Origin of the sequence: Chryseobacterium sp. JAH, assembly GCF_001507335.1 — a bacterium.
In the GTDB taxonomy this organism is placed as follows: Bacteria; Bacteroidota; Bacteroidia; order Flavobacteriales; family Weeksellaceae; genus Chryseobacterium.
The window spans coordinates 273834-289977 of the sequence record NZ_LMAH01000003.1 but is presented as its reverse complement, the minus strand read 5'-3'; the positions used below and the strand labels follow the sequence as shown (position 1 = coordinate 289977).

Genomic DNA, 16144 nt, shown 5'->3' with positions numbered 1-16144 from the left:
GTATGTTTTCGGCTTTGTCATCATTTATACAAAAATAATGAAGAAAAAATACATTGCTTTCATTGCCACAATTGTGCTTTTTATTGGAGTTTATTTTATGTTTTTTCATAAAGATAAAAGCTTGAGATTTATTCCTGAGAGTGCTGATGTTGTTATTGTAGTAGATACAAAAAACCTTACCAGGCAGTATATTTCAAGTTTTTTTATGCATCCATATGAATGGTTTAAGGAAAAAAAATCGGGTCAAGACAAGATAGAATTTAGAGATTTAGGACTGAAAATTCCGGATTATCTACAGGTTTTTCATTTGAAGGATACTAAATTTTCAAATTATTACACAGTTTTAGAAGTAGAAGATTTTCAGAAATTTTGTGTTTTTCTAAAGAAGAATCAATTTGTAAATAAAGGAAGCAAAGGTTACCTTAAAGACAATTTAGCAGTGTATGTAAATAAAAAATATGCTATTGTAGGAACTTCTGATAGTGAATTTACATACATCTCAAATTTTCTTTTAAAAGAAACATCAGAAAAACCTCAGAAAGCAAATCGTTTCATCGACGGAAGTCTAGCAAGTCTGAGTTTTATTTCAGGAAAAAAAATACAGAATTTTGAAATCGACATCAATGATGATAATATTGTCATTAAAAACACCTCAAGCATCAATGTTTTTGAAACATTGGTTTCTGAAGTCAGTCAAAACAAGCAACTTTTAAGTGCGGAATTAGATGCTCAAAACATAAAGAATGGTCTGCAGGTGTTCAAAACAAAATATCATGATTCTTTATTTATTAACCATTTAAAAATTGATTTAAATGTAAAAGAAGTTAAAGATACAATCATCACTTACGAATATGACGACGAGTTTAATGCAATCGAGAAACGAAGTTATCAGAATGTTTTACAGCCTGTATATTATGCAAAAATAGAGAGTGCCGACCCAAAAAAAACATGGAGTTTTTTTAAAGGTAAAAAATGGATTAACGATCGAGAGATGTTTGTTGGTCTTCCGCTTGATTCTAATGTGATAGTTAAAAATCAATCGGGATTTACCGTGAGTTCGGCAAAAGAAAAACTAAAGGGTTCGAAACAGGAGGATAAAAACTTTATCTTTCTAAGAAACAGTTCGCTTTTCCGACTTAAAAATTTAACTTCTTTACAAAGAAAATTTCTTTCTGAATTGGAATACGTTTTTTATGTTAATCAGTCTCAATATTATTATGTGAAAATAAAATTCAAAAAAGAAAAAAATCCTTTAATTTTAAGATAGACTCAACCATGTGTCCACCAGAGATCGCTTTATTAAAAACGTGCACCCATTATTTCCTACATCTGGCATTTCCTGCAGTTATTGCTCTAGTTTTCTATCGTAATCAGTGGAAAAAAGTTTATTGTATTCTTTTAGCAACCATGTTGGTAGATCTTGATCATCTTTTGGCAAATCCTGTTTTTGATCCGGGCAGAATGAGTATTGGGTTTCATTTGTTACATTCATATTATGCCATTGCGGTGTATTTTTTGCTATTGTTTTTTAAGGGGAATTTAAGAATAATCGGCATCGGCCTGCTCTTTCACATGTTAACCGATCTACAGGATTTTGTGCTGTGGTGCCATTAAAATATTATTAATAATTTCTTTCGGTAATTAAAAAACCATAGATTTTTTGTATTTTACAGTCACTTATGAAGCTAAAAGAATTTTTACATTATACCTATATTTTTCCTGTCTTTGCTGTGATTTATTATTTCAGCGGATTGATGGGAACTGGAGTTGTTTTTGATGTTATTGCAGGAATATTGCTGACCGGAAGTGTCTTGTCTGCTGTACATCACGCAGAAGTGGTGGCTCATAAAGTGGGTGAACCATATGGCACCATTATTCTTGCGCTTTGTATTACGATTATAGAAGTCGCACTGATTGTTTCATTAATGGTTGCAGGTGGTGACCAGGCACTCACTTTAGCTAGAGATACGGTTTTTGCGGCGGTCATGATTATTCTTAACGGTATTATAGGAATCTGTATATTAGTAGGTGGTGTGAAGTATTTCGAGCAGTTTTTTGCACGTACTTCGGCAACTACCTATCTTGTCAGCATTGTTTCCATTCTTGTGATTACTTTAGTGCTTCCCAATTTTACTTCCAGCGTGCATGGGCCATATTATAATAATGCTCAGTTAATCTTTGTTTCAATTGCCTGTTTAGTTATTTACGGTGTATTTCTGATGGTACAGACGGTAAGGCACAGAAGTTACTTTGTACCTGCAGACGGAAACTCTGAAGAGTACTTTATTCCAAGCAGAATGCAAGCGATTATTAGTTTTTTCTTTTTGATTGTCTGTTTGGTGATTGTTGTTTTGATGGCAAAAGGCCTTTCAAAAACTATCGAAGACATGGTACACAGCATGGGAGCACCAAAATCCTTGGTAGGAGTTATTATTGCTGCAGTTGTGCTGCTTCCGGAAGGTGTTGCGGCCATTCGTGCAGCGAGAAATAATCAAATTCAGTCGAGTTTAAATTTAGCTTTAGGATCAGCTTTAGCAAGTATCGGTTTAAGTATTCCTGCGATTTCTGCAGTGAGCATTATGTACGATATTCCATTGGTGCTGGGGTTGGATAAGAAAGATATCATTTTACTTACATTATCTGTATTTATTGTGATGCTATCTTTAAGCAGGGGGAAGACCAATGTGCTGTACGGAACAGTTTTGCTGGTCAACTTAGCAGCATATATTTTCACCGTGATCGTACCTTAATCTATACCTTAAAATAAGAAACGCCAGACTCAAGCTCCGAAATCTTAAGACTTTCTCGCCATTTCCATTTTGTAAGCCATTAAATTTGCGATGTTTTCAGACTTTGTAATTGCCATAGAAGCATTTTCTCCAATAAAATTTTCTTCAATAGTCTGCTTCCATAGTGCTAACCATTTAGCGAAATGTTGCTTTTCCATTGCCTGGATTTCGTTAATAGGAAAATGCATCTGCATCGGATTTCCTTTATAGCTCATCTGTCCGAACAAAATAGTTTCCCAAAAAGAATACATTTTTGGAAGATGTTTGTCCCAATCCACTTTCACAATATCTTTAAAGAAAAAACCAATCGTTTCATCTTTAACTACTTTTGTGTAAAAACTATTGACCAGAAGTTCAATGTCTTCTCTTGATTCAAGCTTTTTCATACTTCAAATTTAGCTTAAAATTGAGTGCGAAATTCAATTGTAAAATTGATAAATTTCATAAAAACAATATTTTATCTTTGTAGATTACTACGCTTTTTTGAAGTAAAATAAAATATACCATTGATGTTCTAAATATGGCAAAAGGTTTCAGAAAAAGAATCAGTCAGGAAAACACTGAAAACAGTGGCTTTGGGAGTCGCGCTTCGGGAAGATTCATTAATAAAGACGGTCTTCCGAATGTAAGAAGGAGAGGAGTTAACGTTTTCAACAGGTTGAGCTGGTATCACACGATGCTGAATTTATCATCATTTCGGTTCATTACCTATTTGGTGGTAATGTATATTTTGATCAATGTAGTTTTTGCGCTTATTTATTATTTGATTGGCGTAGAGCATCTTACGGGAATCAACAAGAGTAATCCGACGGATGAGTTTATCGACGTGTTTTTCTTCAGTTCACAAACCTTTACAACGGTCGGTTACGGAAGAATTGCACCTGTAGGATTTATGGCAAGTTTAGTGGCCACTTTTGAAGCATTTCTGGGATTGCTTACCTTTGCAATTGCAACAGGTTTATTTTACGGAAGATTTTCAAGGCCGAGAGCATATTTAAGATTTTCTGATATTGCAGTAATTGCTCCTTTTCAGGGTGTTACAGCGTTGATGTTCAGGTTGGCGCCTTATAAAAATAATGCTTTGACAGATGCTGATGTTACTCTTTCGACAGCGATAGAAGTCAGCGAAGAAGGCACAACCAAAAGTAATTTTTACAGATTGGATACCCAGTTAAGTAAAATCAATACTTTATCTCTGAACTGGACGATCGTGCATAAAATTGATGAAAATTCTCCTTTCTACGGTTTCTCAGAAGATGATTTTAAAAACACAAACATTGAAATCATCGTTCATGTAAGAGCTTTTGATGAAGTATTTTCAAATACTGTTGTTCAGAGAGCATCCTATGTGTCAAGGGAAATTATTTACGGAGCGAAATTTCAGCCTATGTACTATCCCGATAAAGAAAAAGATTCAACGGTGCTGGATCTTGATAAAATTAATGAATATCAGAAAGCAGAACTTCCTGTTTTTGATACAGAAAGAACATGATAAATTTAGAATCATATAAAAAACAAGCTTTACAGAAGCAGAAAGAACATAAGAAATTCTTAGACGGTTTGAAAAAAAAGCCACCTAAGAATCTTGATTATACTGTTCAGGAAACACATGAAGAGGTTTTTGAAAAGATAGACTGTCTGCAGTGCGCCAATTGTTGCAAGACTACAGGGCCTCTTTATACTGAAAAGGACATTGAGCGTATTTCAAAACATTTAAAAATGAAACAGGCAGATTTTGAATCTAAATTTCTGCGTGTAGATGAAGACAATGATAAAGTTTTGCAGAACCTTCCATGCTTTTTTCTAAACAGTGATAATACCTGCTCAATATATGACGTTCGCCCTAAAGCTTGTCGAGAATATCCGCATACAGACCGTAAAAAGATTTACCAGATCAATGATTTAATGATGAAAAATACAGTAATCTGCCCGGCTGCTTTTGAATTTGTGGAAGGTATGATGAAAAATCTGAATAAGTAACGACAGTCTTAAATGATTCTAAAATCTTATAAAGTTTAGTTAAAACCGCCATTTACCATAATTTTATTTAAACGATAGCGTTTTACAAACAAATCAATCCCCAATTGGTTTTAAATAGAAGTAGTTTTTTATAAAGTAAAATGGAATCCTGAAATGTAACGTTTCAGGATTTTTTCTGATCAATTTCCATGATTCTAAATTGAACTATTTTTTGAATCAAATCCAACGGCAGATCTTCATTAAGTGGAAACTGAACCGCTCCCTTTGAAAAATTATATTTTCTTTCTTTAAAAGCTTTTTCAAACTGAATAATCACCTCTGGAAGCGGATAGAATCCAATATGATTTTTATAAGCAGCAAAATATACCAAAGGTTTATCATTGTACTTAAAAGCGGGCATTTGATAACCTATATATTCGTCTAAATCAGATTGTAGAGAATGAATAAACTCCCGAAATTGCTCGAGTTTTTGCTGAGTTTCTTCCGGAAACAAAACGAAGTATTCTTCAAAATTTTTAAATGTGTTTTTCATGAGTTCTTTTATGATTATAAAATTACTAAACATTAAAATACAATACAAAGTAAATAATCGGTTGCCAAAAGTCATATGCAAAAAAAAGCATTGAACTGGACATTCAATGCTTTCACTTTCACTATTACTTTTTTCCCATTTATAGTCCCGGGACAGGTTTTCAGAAAAAAGGTCGGGAAAAATTCCCGACCTTAATATTTTTATACGACTCCTTGAGCCAACATTGCTTCTGCTACTTTTACGAATCCGGCGATATTAGCACCTTTTACGTAGTTCACATAGCCGTCTTCCTCTTTACCGTAGTCTCTACAAGCTTTGTGGATTCCGATCATGATTTCTTTCAGTCTTGCATCAACTTCTTCAGAAGTCCAGTTCAATCTGATTGAGTTCTGAGTCATTTCTAAACCTGAAGTGGCAACACCACCAGCGTTAGAAGCTTTTCCTGGAGAAAATAACACTTTGTTCTCTAGGAAATAGTTGATTGCATCTAGTGTAGAAGGCATATTAGCAGCTTCAGTTACACAGACGCAACCATTTTCTACCAACAATCTTGCGTCTTCCAAATCTAATTCATTCTGAGTCGCAGAAGGGATGGCTACATCACATTTTACTTCCCAAGGACGTTTTCCTGCATGGAATACAGCAGATGGATATTTTTTAGCATAATCCTCAGCTCTGTTGTTTCCTGAAGATCTCAATTCTAATAAGTAATCAATTTTCTCGCCGTCGATACCGTCTTTATCATAAACATAACCGTCAGGACCAGAAAGTGTAACCACTTTTCCACCCAGTTCGTGTACTTTTTTGATCACTCCCCAAGCTACGTTACCGAAACCTGAAACCGTTACCGTTTTATCTTTAAAAGTTTGTCCGATAGTCTTCAGCATCTGCTCAGCGAAGTATACAACACCGTAACCAGTCGCTTCAGGACGGATTAAGGAACCACCGTAAGCAAGACCTTTTCCGGTAAGAACTCCTGTGAATTCGTTTCTGATTTTCTTGTACTGTCCGAATAAATATCCGATTTCTCTCGCTCCAACACCGATATCTCCCGCAGGAACATCAGTTTCAGGTCCAATGTGTTTACATAATTCTGTCATGAAAGCCTGGCAGAAACGCATTACTTCCATATCAGTTTTTCCTTGCGGATCAAAGTCAGAACCTCCTTTTCCACCTCCCATTGGAAGAGTAGTCAATGAGTTTTTGAAAACCTGCTCGAATGCTAAAAATTTAAGTACAGAAAGGTTTACTGTAGGATGGAAACGGATTCCTCCTTTGTATGGTCCGATTGCAGAGTTCATCTGAATTCTGAAACCTCTGTTTACCTGAATTTCTCCTTTATCATCAACCCATGGAACTCTGAAAATAATAATTCTCTCAGCTTCAGCCATTCTCTCAAGAAGCTTCATGCCGGTATATTCTTTTCTGGTCAAGATAAACGGAATTACAGTTACGGCAACTTCTTTAACTGCCTGTAAGAATTCCGGTTCGTTAGGGTTTTTCGCCTCAATCTTAGCGATAAATTCCTGGATTTTCTGGTCAATATTATATTGTTCCATATTAGATAGGGTTGAATATTATGTCAACAAATTTAATTTTTTTTTCAAGATTCACAATAGCTTATTTAATATTTGCTGAAAACTCAATAATAATGCTACAGAATATTATTAAATTGATAATTATGATTTAAATTTTGTTAAAAATTAAATGTTATATATGAAATAATGAAATATTAAGAAATCATTAATTTTCAAATCGCTGTAAATTGTCTCCCGGAAAACGATTTTACTTTCGCTAAAAGCTCAAGTTCTAAAATCACAGGCAGTATTTTATGTGAAGGCAATGAAATTTTCTCTGCTAGGTCATCCAACGAAATATGAGGGTTTTCCACAATCTTTTTGTAGATTAATTCTTGATTTTCAGATAATTGAATTGAGATCTCCACGTGCGGAAATAGCTCTTCAATTTGATGTTTGGAATTGTTGAATCCTAGCAAATCGAGCAGGTCTTTTATTGTAGAAATTGCGGTTGCTTTATTCTGGAAAATAAGATGGTTGCAACCCTGACTGAATTTATCTGTAATTTTTCCGGGAAGCGAAAAAACATCGCGATTGTAAGTGTTAGCAAATGTTGCAGTACTGATGGAGCCTCCGCCGAAAGCAGTTTCTACAACAATTGTAGCGGGAGATATTCCAGCGACAATTCTGTTTCTCTGAATAAAATTTTCCCTGTCAGGTTTTCTGGAAGAGTTGAACTCTGTAAGTAGTCCTCCGTTTTCTTCAAGAATTTTCTCTGAGAGTTTTCTGTTTTTTGAAGGGTACAGCGTATGAAAACCATGCGCCAAAACTCCAATCGTAGGAATGTGATGAGTAAGAGATTGCTCGTGAACTTCTCTGTCGACTCCTAAAGCCAAACCGCTCACTGAAATAAAAGGATAAGATTTTGCTTCTTCAAAAAAGTCTTCAATGAATTTTTTGCCGTACGAAGTGATATTCCGGGTTCCAACTAGACTTACTGGATTGGAATTGTTTTCAAAATTTCCTTTTTGATACAGAATTGCGGGTGCATCATCGCATTCTTTAAGTAAATATGGTAGCTCATTCTGATGTCGCAGATTGATTTTTATGGAGTTTTTTTCGCAAAACAAAAGTTCTTTTTCTGCAAATTTTAAATGTTCGGAATTTCCAATGTCTGAAACTGTTTTGGTTCCGACTCCGTCAGTTTTGCTTAGGACTTTTTTTGAGGTTTCCCAGACGCTTTTTGCACTGCCGAAACTGTTTACAAGTTTAGAAAAATTAATGTCACCTATAAAATTACACTGCCGGAGAGCGATAGAGTAGAGATGTTCTTCAGAATACATTTGTGTTTATTTTATTCAAATGTAATAAATTAGGATTTATTTTTTCCTAATTTCCTCTAAATGATCCCAAAGATCTTCATTTTTTTTGTAAGGTAATTCAAGGAAATCTTCAGGATGATTTTCTTTGTATTCCTGCCAGAGTTTATCATCTTTTTCACTGTAATAATTCGGAAATTCCCATATAAATCGCTTCTTTTTGTCGCCTACATTTTTAAATACAAATGCTAAAATACTTCCCACCACTGCACCTGATAAGTGAGCTTGCCACGATATTTTGCTTGGTTCTGGCATATTGTAGAAAAGTTCTTCGGGAAACATACCCCAAATTAAACTTCCATAGTACAAGACTACTAAAAGCGAAATGGTCAACAATGTCATATTCCATTTAAAAACTCCGCTGAAAAATAAAAAGAATGCTAAAACATAAACAACGCCACTTGCTCCAATAGTGCAGGTGTACATATATTCACCAGTTAGGATGTCAATCGGTGGCAACATCCAAAGTAAAAGCCCAGTTGCAAGCCAACCTAAAATAAAAACCTTGCTGGCTACTAAAGGATAAAATTGGTACAGAAGCCCCATTAGTACCGCAATGGGAATTGAGTTTCCAATAATATGATCCAGACTACCGTGAAGTAGAGGAGAGGTGATAATTCCGAGCAAACCTTCAGGTAGTAAAGGAATAATAGCTCCGAAGCAACTTGCAAAAAAGCCCTGCATCTGTAAAAAGTATCCCAACCACATGGCACCCAGCATGAGCAGAGGATTGATGATAGCGTTTTTGTAAATTACATTTTTAAACATACCTGAAAACAGTCAAATCAAAAGCCAATGATAAATTTCGGAAAATTTGTCGATGATTTTATTTTTACTTGAATATTTCAGACAAAAGGTAATGTTTTTATGTTTTTGATGTTCCAAATTATGACGCAACCTGTTTTTTTTGTAAGGCTCTCAAAACGTGTGAAGTGTGCATTTAACGATATATTCTTATTTTTGCAGTTGGAAAAATTGAGATTTATGAAAAAGATTTTTGTTTTACTTTTAATGTATCTGAGTGTAAATTGTTTTGCTCAGGTAGTAATCAGCGATTCTGCTGCGGTTGATACAATCAAAAAACCAAGACATTGGTCTGTCATTGCAAAAAACAGTGTCATGTTTAATCAAGCGGCATTCTCGAATTGGGTAGGCGGTGGAGCAAATAATGTCGGTTGGCTGGCAAGTGCAAATTATAACCTCGTTTACGAAAATGGACGGCATCTTTGGGAAAACATTATTATTCTGAATTACGGACAGAATACCACAAAAGGTGTTGGAACAAGAAAAACGCAGGATGTTCTCAATGTTTCCACCAATTACGGGCGACAGTTTTCAAAAAGCTGGTACGTTTCCACAGGAGCCAGTGTACTTTCGCAATTCTCGGGTGGTTTTGAAGACGGCAATAATCCTGAAGCTAAGAAAATTTCTAACTTTATGGCCCCTGGATATGTGAATGCCGGTTTAGGAATCACTTACAGACCGAGTGAAAATCTTACGGTTACGTTAAGACCTGCCAACGGTAGATTTACTTTTGTTTTAGATAAAGAATTACAACTTGCAGGAAATTACGGTTTAAAGACTGACGGAGATTTTTTCCTGATGCAGATTGGTTTCCTGGGTTCTGCAATTTATAAGGTGAAACTGATGGAAAATATTGAGATGACCAACACCGCATCTATATTCTCCAATTATCTTGAAAACCCAGATCACATGGTGTTGTCATATAATATGCTTTTGAATATGAAAATCAATAGATTTATTTCTTCAATTGTTACTTTAGATTTGATGTACGATCACAATCAAATTCAAAAGACCCAGATGAAACAGACTTTAGGAATAGGTTTTGCTTACAATATCGATAATGGTGTGAAACGTTCTGACCGTAAAGACAGCCAGTGGTGGCTAAAGAAATAGATTTAAAATCTCTATAAAACAAGAAAAGCACTTCAATAGAAGTGCTTTTCTTATATGTATTCAAAAGGAATTTTAAAATTCCATTGTAACTTCAAGTTTCTCAGCTAAAAGTTGTTCAATTTTCACTTTTAATGGTTCAATGTCAATGTTTTGCATTGCGTCATTAGCAAAAGCGTAAAGCAATAAAGCTTGCGCTTCTTTTTTAGAAATTCCTCTCGCTCTTAAGTAGAATAGAGCATCTTTATTCAACTGACCTACTGTACAACCGTGAGAACACTTCACATCGTCTGCGAAAATCTCCAGTTGAGGCTTAGTGTCGATCGTAGCTCCTTCACTTAGTAAAACGTTGTTGTTTTGCTGATAAGCGTTGGTTTTCTGAGCTATCTTATTTACAAACACCTTCCCGTTAAAAACTCCGTGAGATTTATCTTTGTAAATACCTTTATAGTTCTGATAACTTTGACAGTTCGGCGTGTTGTGGTGAACTGCCGTGTGGTGATCAACCAACTGATCTTTCCCGATAATCGTAATTCCGTTCATGAAAGAGTTGATGTTTTCTCCGTTATGAATAAAATCAAGATTATTTCTGATAATTTTCCCGCCGAATGTAAACGTATTTACAGTCGTTAAGCTGTCTCTTTCCTGTTTTGCAAAAGTGTGGTCTACCAAATAAGAAGTATCATTGTCATTCTGAATCTTGTGCCAGTCTGCTTTTGCATTCTGATACGTGAAAATTTCAGTTACCGAATTGGTAAACACAAAACTGCTGTCAAAATTATGGTGACTTTCGATGATTTCAACTTTTGCCCCTTCTTCTACAATTAATAAATTTCTGGTATTGTAGAACGTATTTTCTTCCTGGTTTTGAGAAAGATAAAAAACGTGAATAGGTTTTTCAATAATTACATTCTTCGGAACTTTCAGGAAAAATCCGTATTTGCAGTATGCCTGATTTAAGTTTGTAAACGCTAAATCTTTCGAGGCAATTGTGTTGAAATATTTATCAAAAACGTCTTTATGATTCTCATCATTCAAAGCATAATTGAATGACAAAAATTCTGCATTTTCGATAGAGATGTTTGAAAGCTCTTTGTGAAGTTTGCCGTTTACAAAGACAATCCAGTCGAAATTTTCTTCTCCCAAATGTAGCTCATCAAGCTGTTCTTTGGTGATATTATGACTTTCTTTCGGAAAAAAATTGTAATCTTTCTCCGTGATTTCTTTGAGGTTGGTATATTTATATTCTTCGTCTTTCTTGGTAGGGAAACCTTTTACTGCAAACTTCTGAAGCGCCGTTTTTCTGTCGTCATCTAGAAATCTATGACGCAGACTCTCCAAAAATTCGCTGTGATTTTCTATTATTTGATCGTATAAAGCCATTACTGATATTTCGGCCATCACACCTTTATTATAAATTTAATTTGTATCAATATCGCAGTTTTTCACTGCCTTTTTGACTAAGGATTGATAAAAAACTTACCCAAAAATATTCTCTTAGTTAAGCAACCAGTCGTACCCTTTGCTTTCCAATTCTAAAGCTAAAGATTTGTCACCTGTCTTAATGATTTTTCCGTTCGCTAAAACGTGTACATAATCAGGCTCAATATAATTCAGCAATCTCTGATAATGGGTAATCAAAAGAACTGCATTTCCTTCATTTTTAAACTGGTTCACACCATCTGCTACGATTCTCAAAGCATCAATGTCTAATCCTGAATCAGTTTCATCAAGAATAGCCAATTTAGGATTCAGCATCATCATCTGGAAAATTTCGTTTCTTTTCTTTTCACCTCCCGAAAATCCTTCGTTTAATGATCTTGAAAGGAAATCTTTTTTAATTCCTAATTTCTCAGATTTCTCACGAATCATTGCCAACATTTCTTTTGCAGGCATATCTTCAAATCCGTTTGCTTTTCTGTTTTCGTTCAAAGCAGCTTTAATAAAGTTCGTTACAGAAACTCCAGGGATTTCTACCGGATACTGAAATGAAAGGAAAATTCCTTTGTGAGCTCTTTCTTCAGGAGCATCTTCAATAATGTTTTCACCTTGAAAAAGGATCTCTCCTTCCGTCACTTCGTAATCTTCTTTTCCTGCAATTACAGAAGAAAGCGTAGATTTTCCAGCTCCGTTCGGTCCCATGATTGCATGAACCTCACCTGGCTTGATTTCAAGATTGATACCTTTTAATATTTGTGCGCCATCTTCAATTCTGGCGTGTAAGTTTTTAATGTTTAACATAGTTTTTTAATATGATAATTAGGTATTGAAGTTTACAATCCTCATTACCTCTTTATTTTTATAATTTTATCCTACAGAACCTTCCAAAGAAATCTCCAATAATTTCTGAGCTTCAATGGCAAATTCCATTGGTAGTTTATTTAAAACTTCTTTACTGAAACCATTTACGATCAAGGCGATTGCTCTTTCTGTATCGATACCTCTCTGGTTACAGTAGAAAATCTGGTCTTCCCCGATTTTTGAAGTGGTTGCTTCATGTTCCAACTGCGCAGTAGGATCTTTAATTTCAATATAAGGGAATGTATGTGCTCCACATTCGTTACCCATTAATAATGAGTCGCACTGTGAGAAGTTTCTGGCTCCTTTTGCAGAAGGCATTACTTTTACCAATCCTCTGTATGAGTTTTGAGATTTTCCTGCGGAAATTCCTTTAGAGATAATCGTGGATTTTGTATTCTTACCGATGTGAATCATCTTTGTACCGGTGTCGGCATACTGATGATTGTTGGTTACTGCGATCGAGTAGAACTCGCCGATCGAACCGTCACCTTTTAGAATACACGAAGGATATTTCCATGTTACCGCAGAACCCGTTTCAACCTGAGTCCATGAGATTTTTGCTTTGGTTTCGCAAAGCCCTCTTTTAGTTACAAAGTTGAAAACACCACCTTTTCCTTCTTCATTTCCTGGATACCAGTTTTGAACCGTTGAATATTTAATTTCAGCGTTATCCAAAGCAATCAATTCAACAACTGCAGCGTGAAGCTGGTTTTCATCTCTTGATGGTGCTGTACACCCTTCAAGATAAGAAACATAACTTCCTTCATCTGCAATTACAAGCGTTCTTTCAAACTGACCTGTTCCAGACTGATTGATACGGAAATAAGTGGATAATTCCATTGGGCATCTTACTCCTTTTGGAATATAGCAGAAGCTTCCGTCAGAAAATACTGCGGAGTTTAATGCTGCGTAGAAGTTATCACCTCTAGGAACTACTTTTCCAAGATATTTTTTCACTAAATCCGGATGATTTTTGATCGCTTCGGAAATTGAACAGAAAATAATTCCTTTTTCTGCTAAAGTATCCTGAAATGTTGTTTTTACAGAAACTGAATCTATGACAATATCAACTGCAACATTTGAAAGTCTTTTCTGCTCTTCGATGTTGATTCCCAATTTGGCAAATGTTGCCAATAGTTCAGGATCCACTTCGTCTAAGCTTGCCAATTCTGGTTTAGCTTTCGGTGCAGCGTAATATTTAATTGCCTGAAAATCCGGTTTTTGATATTTGATGTTTGCCCATTCAGGTTCAGTCATTTTCAGCCAAATCTTGAAAGATTCCAAACGCCATTCTGTCATCCATTCAGGCTCTTCTTTTTTAGCAGAAATAGCACGGACGATGTCTTCGTTCAAACCTGTTGGGAAGTCTTCGTAATCGAGTATCGTTTCCCAGCCGAATTCGTATTTTTTATTTTCTAAATCGACGCGTAGGTCGTCTTCAGTATATTTACTCATTTTAATAGATTTTAGAAATTAGATTTAAGATTTAGAGTATACTAAATCAATACTTCCAATGTCTAATTATAAGCTAAAACTCTCACCACAACCACACGTTCTGGCTGCATTAGGATTGTTAAAAACAAACCCTTTTCCATTCAATCCTCCTGAATATTCCAGGACGGTACCGGCTAAATAAAGTATCGATTTTTTTTCTACTACAATTTTGATGTCATTGTCTTCGAAAACCTGATCGGTATCTGTTTTTTTGTTGTCAAAACCCAAAACATATTCCAAACCAGAACAACCTCCACTTTTAACCCCAACTCTTATATAATCTTCTGCCGGATTAAAACCATCTTCTGTCATCAGTTGAATGGCTTTTTCCTTAGCATGATCTGAAACTTTTATCATTGTATTTATTTAGAATGATTTAATGGTGCAAAAATACGAACAATAATCAGTATATAAAAATCGACGTTTTTATTTTATCGATTTTTATCATCGATGGTTTAACTTTGGTGTAGATTTCAAATCAAAACTATAAATCAGGAAAGTAATGAAAAAATTAGGCATTCTTGCTGTAGTCGTGTTTGCACAGGCTACTTTTGCACAAACCAACAGATTCGTTTATCAGGTAACTTCAAAGCCGGACATCAGTAATAAAAGTGACATTAAAACTGAAAATGCATATCTGGATATCTCAGCAGAAAAATCGATGTTCTACTCTGAAAACAGAATCAAAAGAGATTCTGTAATGAAAGCGAATTTTCAAAGTGGGGGAGCGAGAGGTTTTAACAGAGAACAGATGGAAGGCTTAAGAACGAATATCAATTACTCTATTGAGAAAGATAAGAAAAACCAAAAGACTTTATATAAAGACCGTTTGGGAAGAGATCAATACTCTTACGAAGAAGACCGACCTTTAGAATGGAAAATTCTTTCCGAAACTACAAAAATTGGGGAATATAAAGTACAGAAAGCAGAAACTGAATTTGGGGGCAGAAAATGGACAGCATGGTTCACCACAGATTTACCTTATCAGGATGGTCCCTACAAATTCAGCGGACTTCCAGGTTTGGTTGTGAAAGCAGAAGATGCTTCCGGTGATTATTCTTTTGATTTGATGAAGAACTATAAAATTTCAGATTTTCCAGAAATGACCACTTTTGGAAATGTAATCAAAGTTAAAAGAACCGATTATGTAAAGCAACAGGAAAAATATAAAAGCGACCCATCTTCTTTCATGAATAGTCAGCGTGGCGGAATAGCTTCTCCTATGAGAATTGGAGGCGGCGGAAACCAAAACCCTGCAGACATGAGAAGGCGGATGGAAGAAAGAGCCAAAGAGGAAGCAAAAAGAAACAGCAACCCAATTGAGCTGAAATAAAATAAAAAGGCCTGAAGAAATTTCTTCAGGCCTTTTTTTATCTTAAAAGTTGATTAAAAGTATCTCCTTGTTTGATGTCTCCGGAATTATAACCTTTCATAAACCATTCTTTTCGTTGTGCCGAAGAACCGTGCGTGAAACTTTCCTGATTTACATAGCCTTGCGATCTTTTTTGAATATTATCGTCACCTACAGCTTCAGCTGCTTCAACTGCAGATTCTAAATCTCCAGGCTCAAGGAATTTTTCTCTTTCATTAGAATATCTTGCCCAGAGACCGGCGTAGAAATCAGCCTGAAGTTCGGTCGCTACAGAAACCTGATTAAGTTCTGCTTCAGAATATCTTCCGCTTCTTCTCAATTGATCGGTTTTATCTAAAGTTCCTAAAAGATTTTGCACATGATGTCCCATTTCGTGAGCCATTACATAAGCAATAGTAAACTCAGTCACCTTGGCTCCGAATTTCGACTGAAGTTCATCAAAGAATTTCATATCCATATACACAGATTGATCAGCGGGGCAATAAAATGGTCCCATCGCAGATTGCGCCTGTCCACAGCCCGAATCTGTACCATCTTCAAACAATACTACTCTGGCCGGTTTGTATTGCATGCCGTTTTCGGCAAAAATTTTAGTCCAGGTTTCTTCGTTTTCAGCGGTAATCATTTTAACGAATTCTCCAACTTGCAGTTCTCCTTGACTCAGCTCTCTTTGCTCAGTTCGTGGAGATGAACTTCCTCCTGAAGAAAGTATTGCCGAGGGATCTCCACCAAGAAAGAATACAATTGCTGCAATGATGATGGTACCTAGTCCTCCACCTACAATTGCGCCTCCGCCACCTCCGGATCCTCTTCTGTCATCAACATTGCCACTTCTGTCGTCTGTCCATTTCATTTGTTTGCTATTT

General features: G+C 35.6%; 17 protein-coding genes. 7 read left to right on the top strand and 10 right to left on the bottom strand.

All coding sequences use genetic code 11. The annotated features are described in order from the left end of the window. The first annotated feature begins 37 nt into the window (after positions 1-37). The 3 genes from AR685_RS08455 (at position 38) to AR685_RS08445 (ending at position 2750) form a co-directional block, all read left to right on the top strand. A complete protein-coding gene (locus AR685_RS08455) occupies positions 38-1267 on the top strand; it encodes a hypothetical protein (protein WP_047443253.1) in 1230 nt (409 codons plus the stop codon). A gap of 8 nt (positions 1268-1275) precedes the next feature. Then, a complete protein-coding gene (locus tag AR685_RS18260; RefSeq protein WP_047443252.1) occupies positions 1276-1614 on the top strand; it encodes a DUF6122 family protein in 339 nt (112 codons plus the stop codon). Between the two features lie 65 nt (positions 1615-1679). Beyond that, positions 1680-2750 (top strand): calcium:proton antiporter, encoded by a 1071-nt coding sequence (locus tag AR685_RS08445; RefSeq protein ID WP_047443251.1) that lies wholly within the window; start codon positions 1680-1682, stop codon positions 2748-2750. A gap of 44 nt (positions 2751-2794) precedes the next feature. Here the strand turns inward: AR685_RS08445 and AR685_RS08440 are convergent, their stop codons facing one another. Further along, complete coding sequence (locus tag AR685_RS08440) at positions 2795-3175, bottom strand: group III truncated hemoglobin (RefSeq protein WP_047443250.1); 381 nt, start codon at positions 3173-3175, stop codon at positions 2795-2797. Positions 3176-3309: 134 nt separating this feature from the next. Between AR685_RS08440 and AR685_RS08435 the strand changes: the two genes are divergently transcribed. Further along, positions 3310-4281: an ion channel gene (locus AR685_RS08435; RefSeq protein ID WP_047443249.1), complete on the top strand. Its 972-nt coding sequence runs from the start codon at positions 3310-3312 to the stop codon at positions 4279-4281. After that, the gene (locus AR685_RS08430) at positions 4278-4769 is read left to right on the top strand and encodes a YkgJ family cysteine cluster protein (protein ID WP_410492913.1); all 492 of its coding nucleotides are present in this window, start codon (positions 4278-4280) and stop codon (positions 4767-4769) included. Before AR685_RS08435 ends, AR685_RS08430 begins: the two co-directional genes overlap by 4 nt. A 163-nt stretch (positions 4770-4932) precedes the next feature. On the opposite strand, the gene AR685_RS08425 is transcribed toward AR685_RS08430, so the two are convergent. The 4 genes from AR685_RS08425 to AR685_RS08410 all read right to left on the bottom strand — a co-directional run bounded on the left by AR685_RS08425 (position 4933) and on the right by AR685_RS08410 (position 8965). Further along, the gene (locus AR685_RS08425; protein ID WP_047443248.1) at positions 4933-5301 is read right to left on the bottom strand and encodes an iron chaperone; all 369 of its coding nucleotides are present in this window, start codon (positions 5299-5301) and stop codon (positions 4933-4935) included. A gap of 200 nt (positions 5302-5501) precedes the next feature. Further along, positions 5502-6860, bottom strand: coding sequence for an NADP-specific glutamate dehydrogenase (gene gdhA / locus AR685_RS08420; RefSeq protein ID WP_047443247.1), 1359 nt, complete (start codon positions 6858-6860; stop codon positions 5502-5504). Positions 6861-7051: 191 nt separating this feature from the next. Next, positions 7052-8161, bottom strand: a complete 1110-nt coding sequence (dprA, locus tag AR685_RS08415; protein WP_047443246.1) for a DNA-processing protein DprA — start codon at positions 8159-8161, stop codon at positions 7052-7054. 36 nt (positions 8162-8197) lie between these two features. Beyond that, positions 8198-8965: a rhomboid family intramembrane serine protease gene (locus AR685_RS08410; RefSeq protein WP_047443245.1), complete on the bottom strand. Its 768-nt coding sequence runs from the start codon at positions 8963-8965 to the stop codon at positions 8198-8200. A 216-nt stretch (positions 8966-9181) separates the two neighbouring features. Here AR685_RS08410 and AR685_RS08405 point away from each other — a divergent pair, with 216 nt between their 5' ends. Then, complete coding sequence (locus tag AR685_RS08405; protein ID WP_047443244.1) at positions 9182-10114, top strand: DUF3078 domain-containing protein; 933 nt, start codon at positions 9182-9184, stop codon at positions 10112-10114. A gap of 72 nt (positions 10115-10186) precedes the next feature. Here the strand turns inward: AR685_RS08405 and sufD are convergent, their stop codons facing one another. The 4 genes from sufD to AR685_RS08385 form a co-directional block, all read right to left on the bottom strand. After that, complete coding sequence (gene sufD / locus AR685_RS08400; RefSeq protein WP_047443243.1) at positions 10187-11494, bottom strand: Fe-S cluster assembly protein SufD; 1308 nt, start codon at positions 11492-11494, stop codon at positions 10187-10189. 114 nt (positions 11495-11608) lie between these two features. Next, positions 11609-12352: a Fe-S cluster assembly ATPase SufC gene (gene sufC, locus AR685_RS08395; protein WP_047443242.1), complete on the bottom strand. Its 744-nt coding sequence runs from the start codon at positions 12350-12352 to the stop codon at positions 11609-11611. A 66-nt stretch (positions 12353-12418) separates the two neighbouring features. Beyond that, the gene (gene sufB, locus AR685_RS08390; protein WP_047443241.1) at positions 12419-13867 is read right to left on the bottom strand and encodes a Fe-S cluster assembly protein SufB; all 1449 of its coding nucleotides are present in this window, start codon (positions 13865-13867) and stop codon (positions 12419-12421) included. Between the two features lie 66 nt (positions 13868-13933). Next, complete coding sequence (locus AR685_RS08385) at positions 13934-14263, bottom strand: HesB/IscA family protein (protein ID WP_047443240.1); 330 nt, start codon at positions 14261-14263, stop codon at positions 13934-13936. A gap of 145 nt (positions 14264-14408) precedes the next feature. Here AR685_RS08385 and AR685_RS08380 point away from each other — a divergent pair, with 145 nt between their 5' ends. Beyond that, on the top strand, positions 14409-15239 hold the full coding sequence (locus tag AR685_RS08380; protein ID WP_047443239.1) for a GLPGLI family protein: 831 nt from the start codon (positions 14409-14411) through the stop codon (positions 15237-15239). A gap of 37 nt (positions 15240-15276) precedes the next feature. On the opposite strand, the gene AR685_RS08375 is transcribed toward AR685_RS08380, so the two are convergent. Continuing rightward, positions 15277-16131: a neutral zinc metallopeptidase gene (locus tag AR685_RS08375; protein WP_047443238.1), complete on the bottom strand. Its 855-nt coding sequence runs from the start codon at positions 16129-16131 to the stop codon at positions 15277-15279. Positions 16132-16144 lie beyond the last annotated feature (13 nt).

Excerpts from the sequence above, each read along its gene's own strand:
- AR685_RS08455 (WP_047443253.1), top strand. The coding sequence starts at position 38 with ATGAAGAAAAAATACATTGCTTTCATTGCCACAATTGTGCTTTTTATT.
- AR685_RS18260 (WP_047443252.1), top strand. The coding sequence starts at position 1,276 with ATGTGTCCACCAGAGATCGCTTTATTAAAAACGTGCACCCATTATTTC.
- AR685_RS08445 (WP_047443251.1), top strand. The coding sequence starts at position 1,680 with ATGAAGCTAAAAGAATTTTTACATTATACCTATATTTTTCCTGTCTTT.
- AR685_RS08440 (WP_047443250.1), bottom strand. The coding sequence starts at position 3,175 with ATGAAAAAGCTTGAATCAAGAGAAGACATTGAACTTCTGGTCAATAGT.
- AR685_RS08435 (WP_047443249.1), top strand. The coding sequence starts at position 3,310 with ATGGCAAAAGGTTTCAGAAAAAGAATCAGTCAGGAAAACACTGAAAAC.
- AR685_RS08430 (WP_410492913.1), top strand. The coding sequence starts at position 4,278 with ATGATAAATTTAGAATCATATAAAAAACAAGCTTTACAGAAGCAGAAA.
- AR685_RS08425 (WP_047443248.1), bottom strand. The coding sequence starts at position 5,301 with ATGAAAAACACATTTAAAAATTTTGAAGAATACTTCGTTTTGTTTCCG.
- gdhA (WP_047443247.1), bottom strand. The coding sequence starts at position 6,860 with ATGGAACAATATAATATTGACCAGAAAATCCAGGAATTTATCGCTAAG.
- dprA (WP_047443246.1), bottom strand. The coding sequence starts at position 8,161 with ATGTATTCTGAAGAACATCTCTACTCTATCGCTCTCCGGCAGTGTAAT.
- AR685_RS08410 (WP_047443245.1), bottom strand. The coding sequence starts at position 8,965 with ATGTTTAAAAATGTAATTTACAAAAACGCTATCATCAATCCTCTGCTC.
- AR685_RS08405 (WP_047443244.1), top strand. The coding sequence starts at position 9,182 with ATGAAAAAGATTTTTGTTTTACTTTTAATGTATCTGAGTGTAAATTGT.
- sufD (WP_047443243.1), bottom strand. The coding sequence starts at position 11,494 with ATGGCTTTATACGATCAAATAATAGAAAATCACAGCGAATTTTTGGAG.
- sufC (WP_047443242.1), bottom strand. The coding sequence starts at position 12,352 with ATGTTAAACATTAAAAACTTACACGCCAGAATTGAAGATGGCGCACAA.
- sufB (WP_047443241.1), bottom strand. The coding sequence starts at position 13,867 with ATGAGTAAATATACTGAAGACGACCTACGCGTCGATTTAGAAAATAAA.
- AR685_RS08385 (WP_047443240.1), bottom strand. The coding sequence starts at position 14,263 with ATGATAAAAGTTTCAGATCATGCTAAGGAAAAAGCCATTCAACTGATG.
- AR685_RS08380 (WP_047443239.1), top strand. The coding sequence starts at position 14,409 with ATGAAAAAATTAGGCATTCTTGCTGTAGTCGTGTTTGCACAGGCTACT.
- AR685_RS08375 (WP_047443238.1), bottom strand. The coding sequence starts at position 16,131 with ATGAAATGGACAGACGACAGAAGTGGCAATGTTGATGACAGAAGAGGA.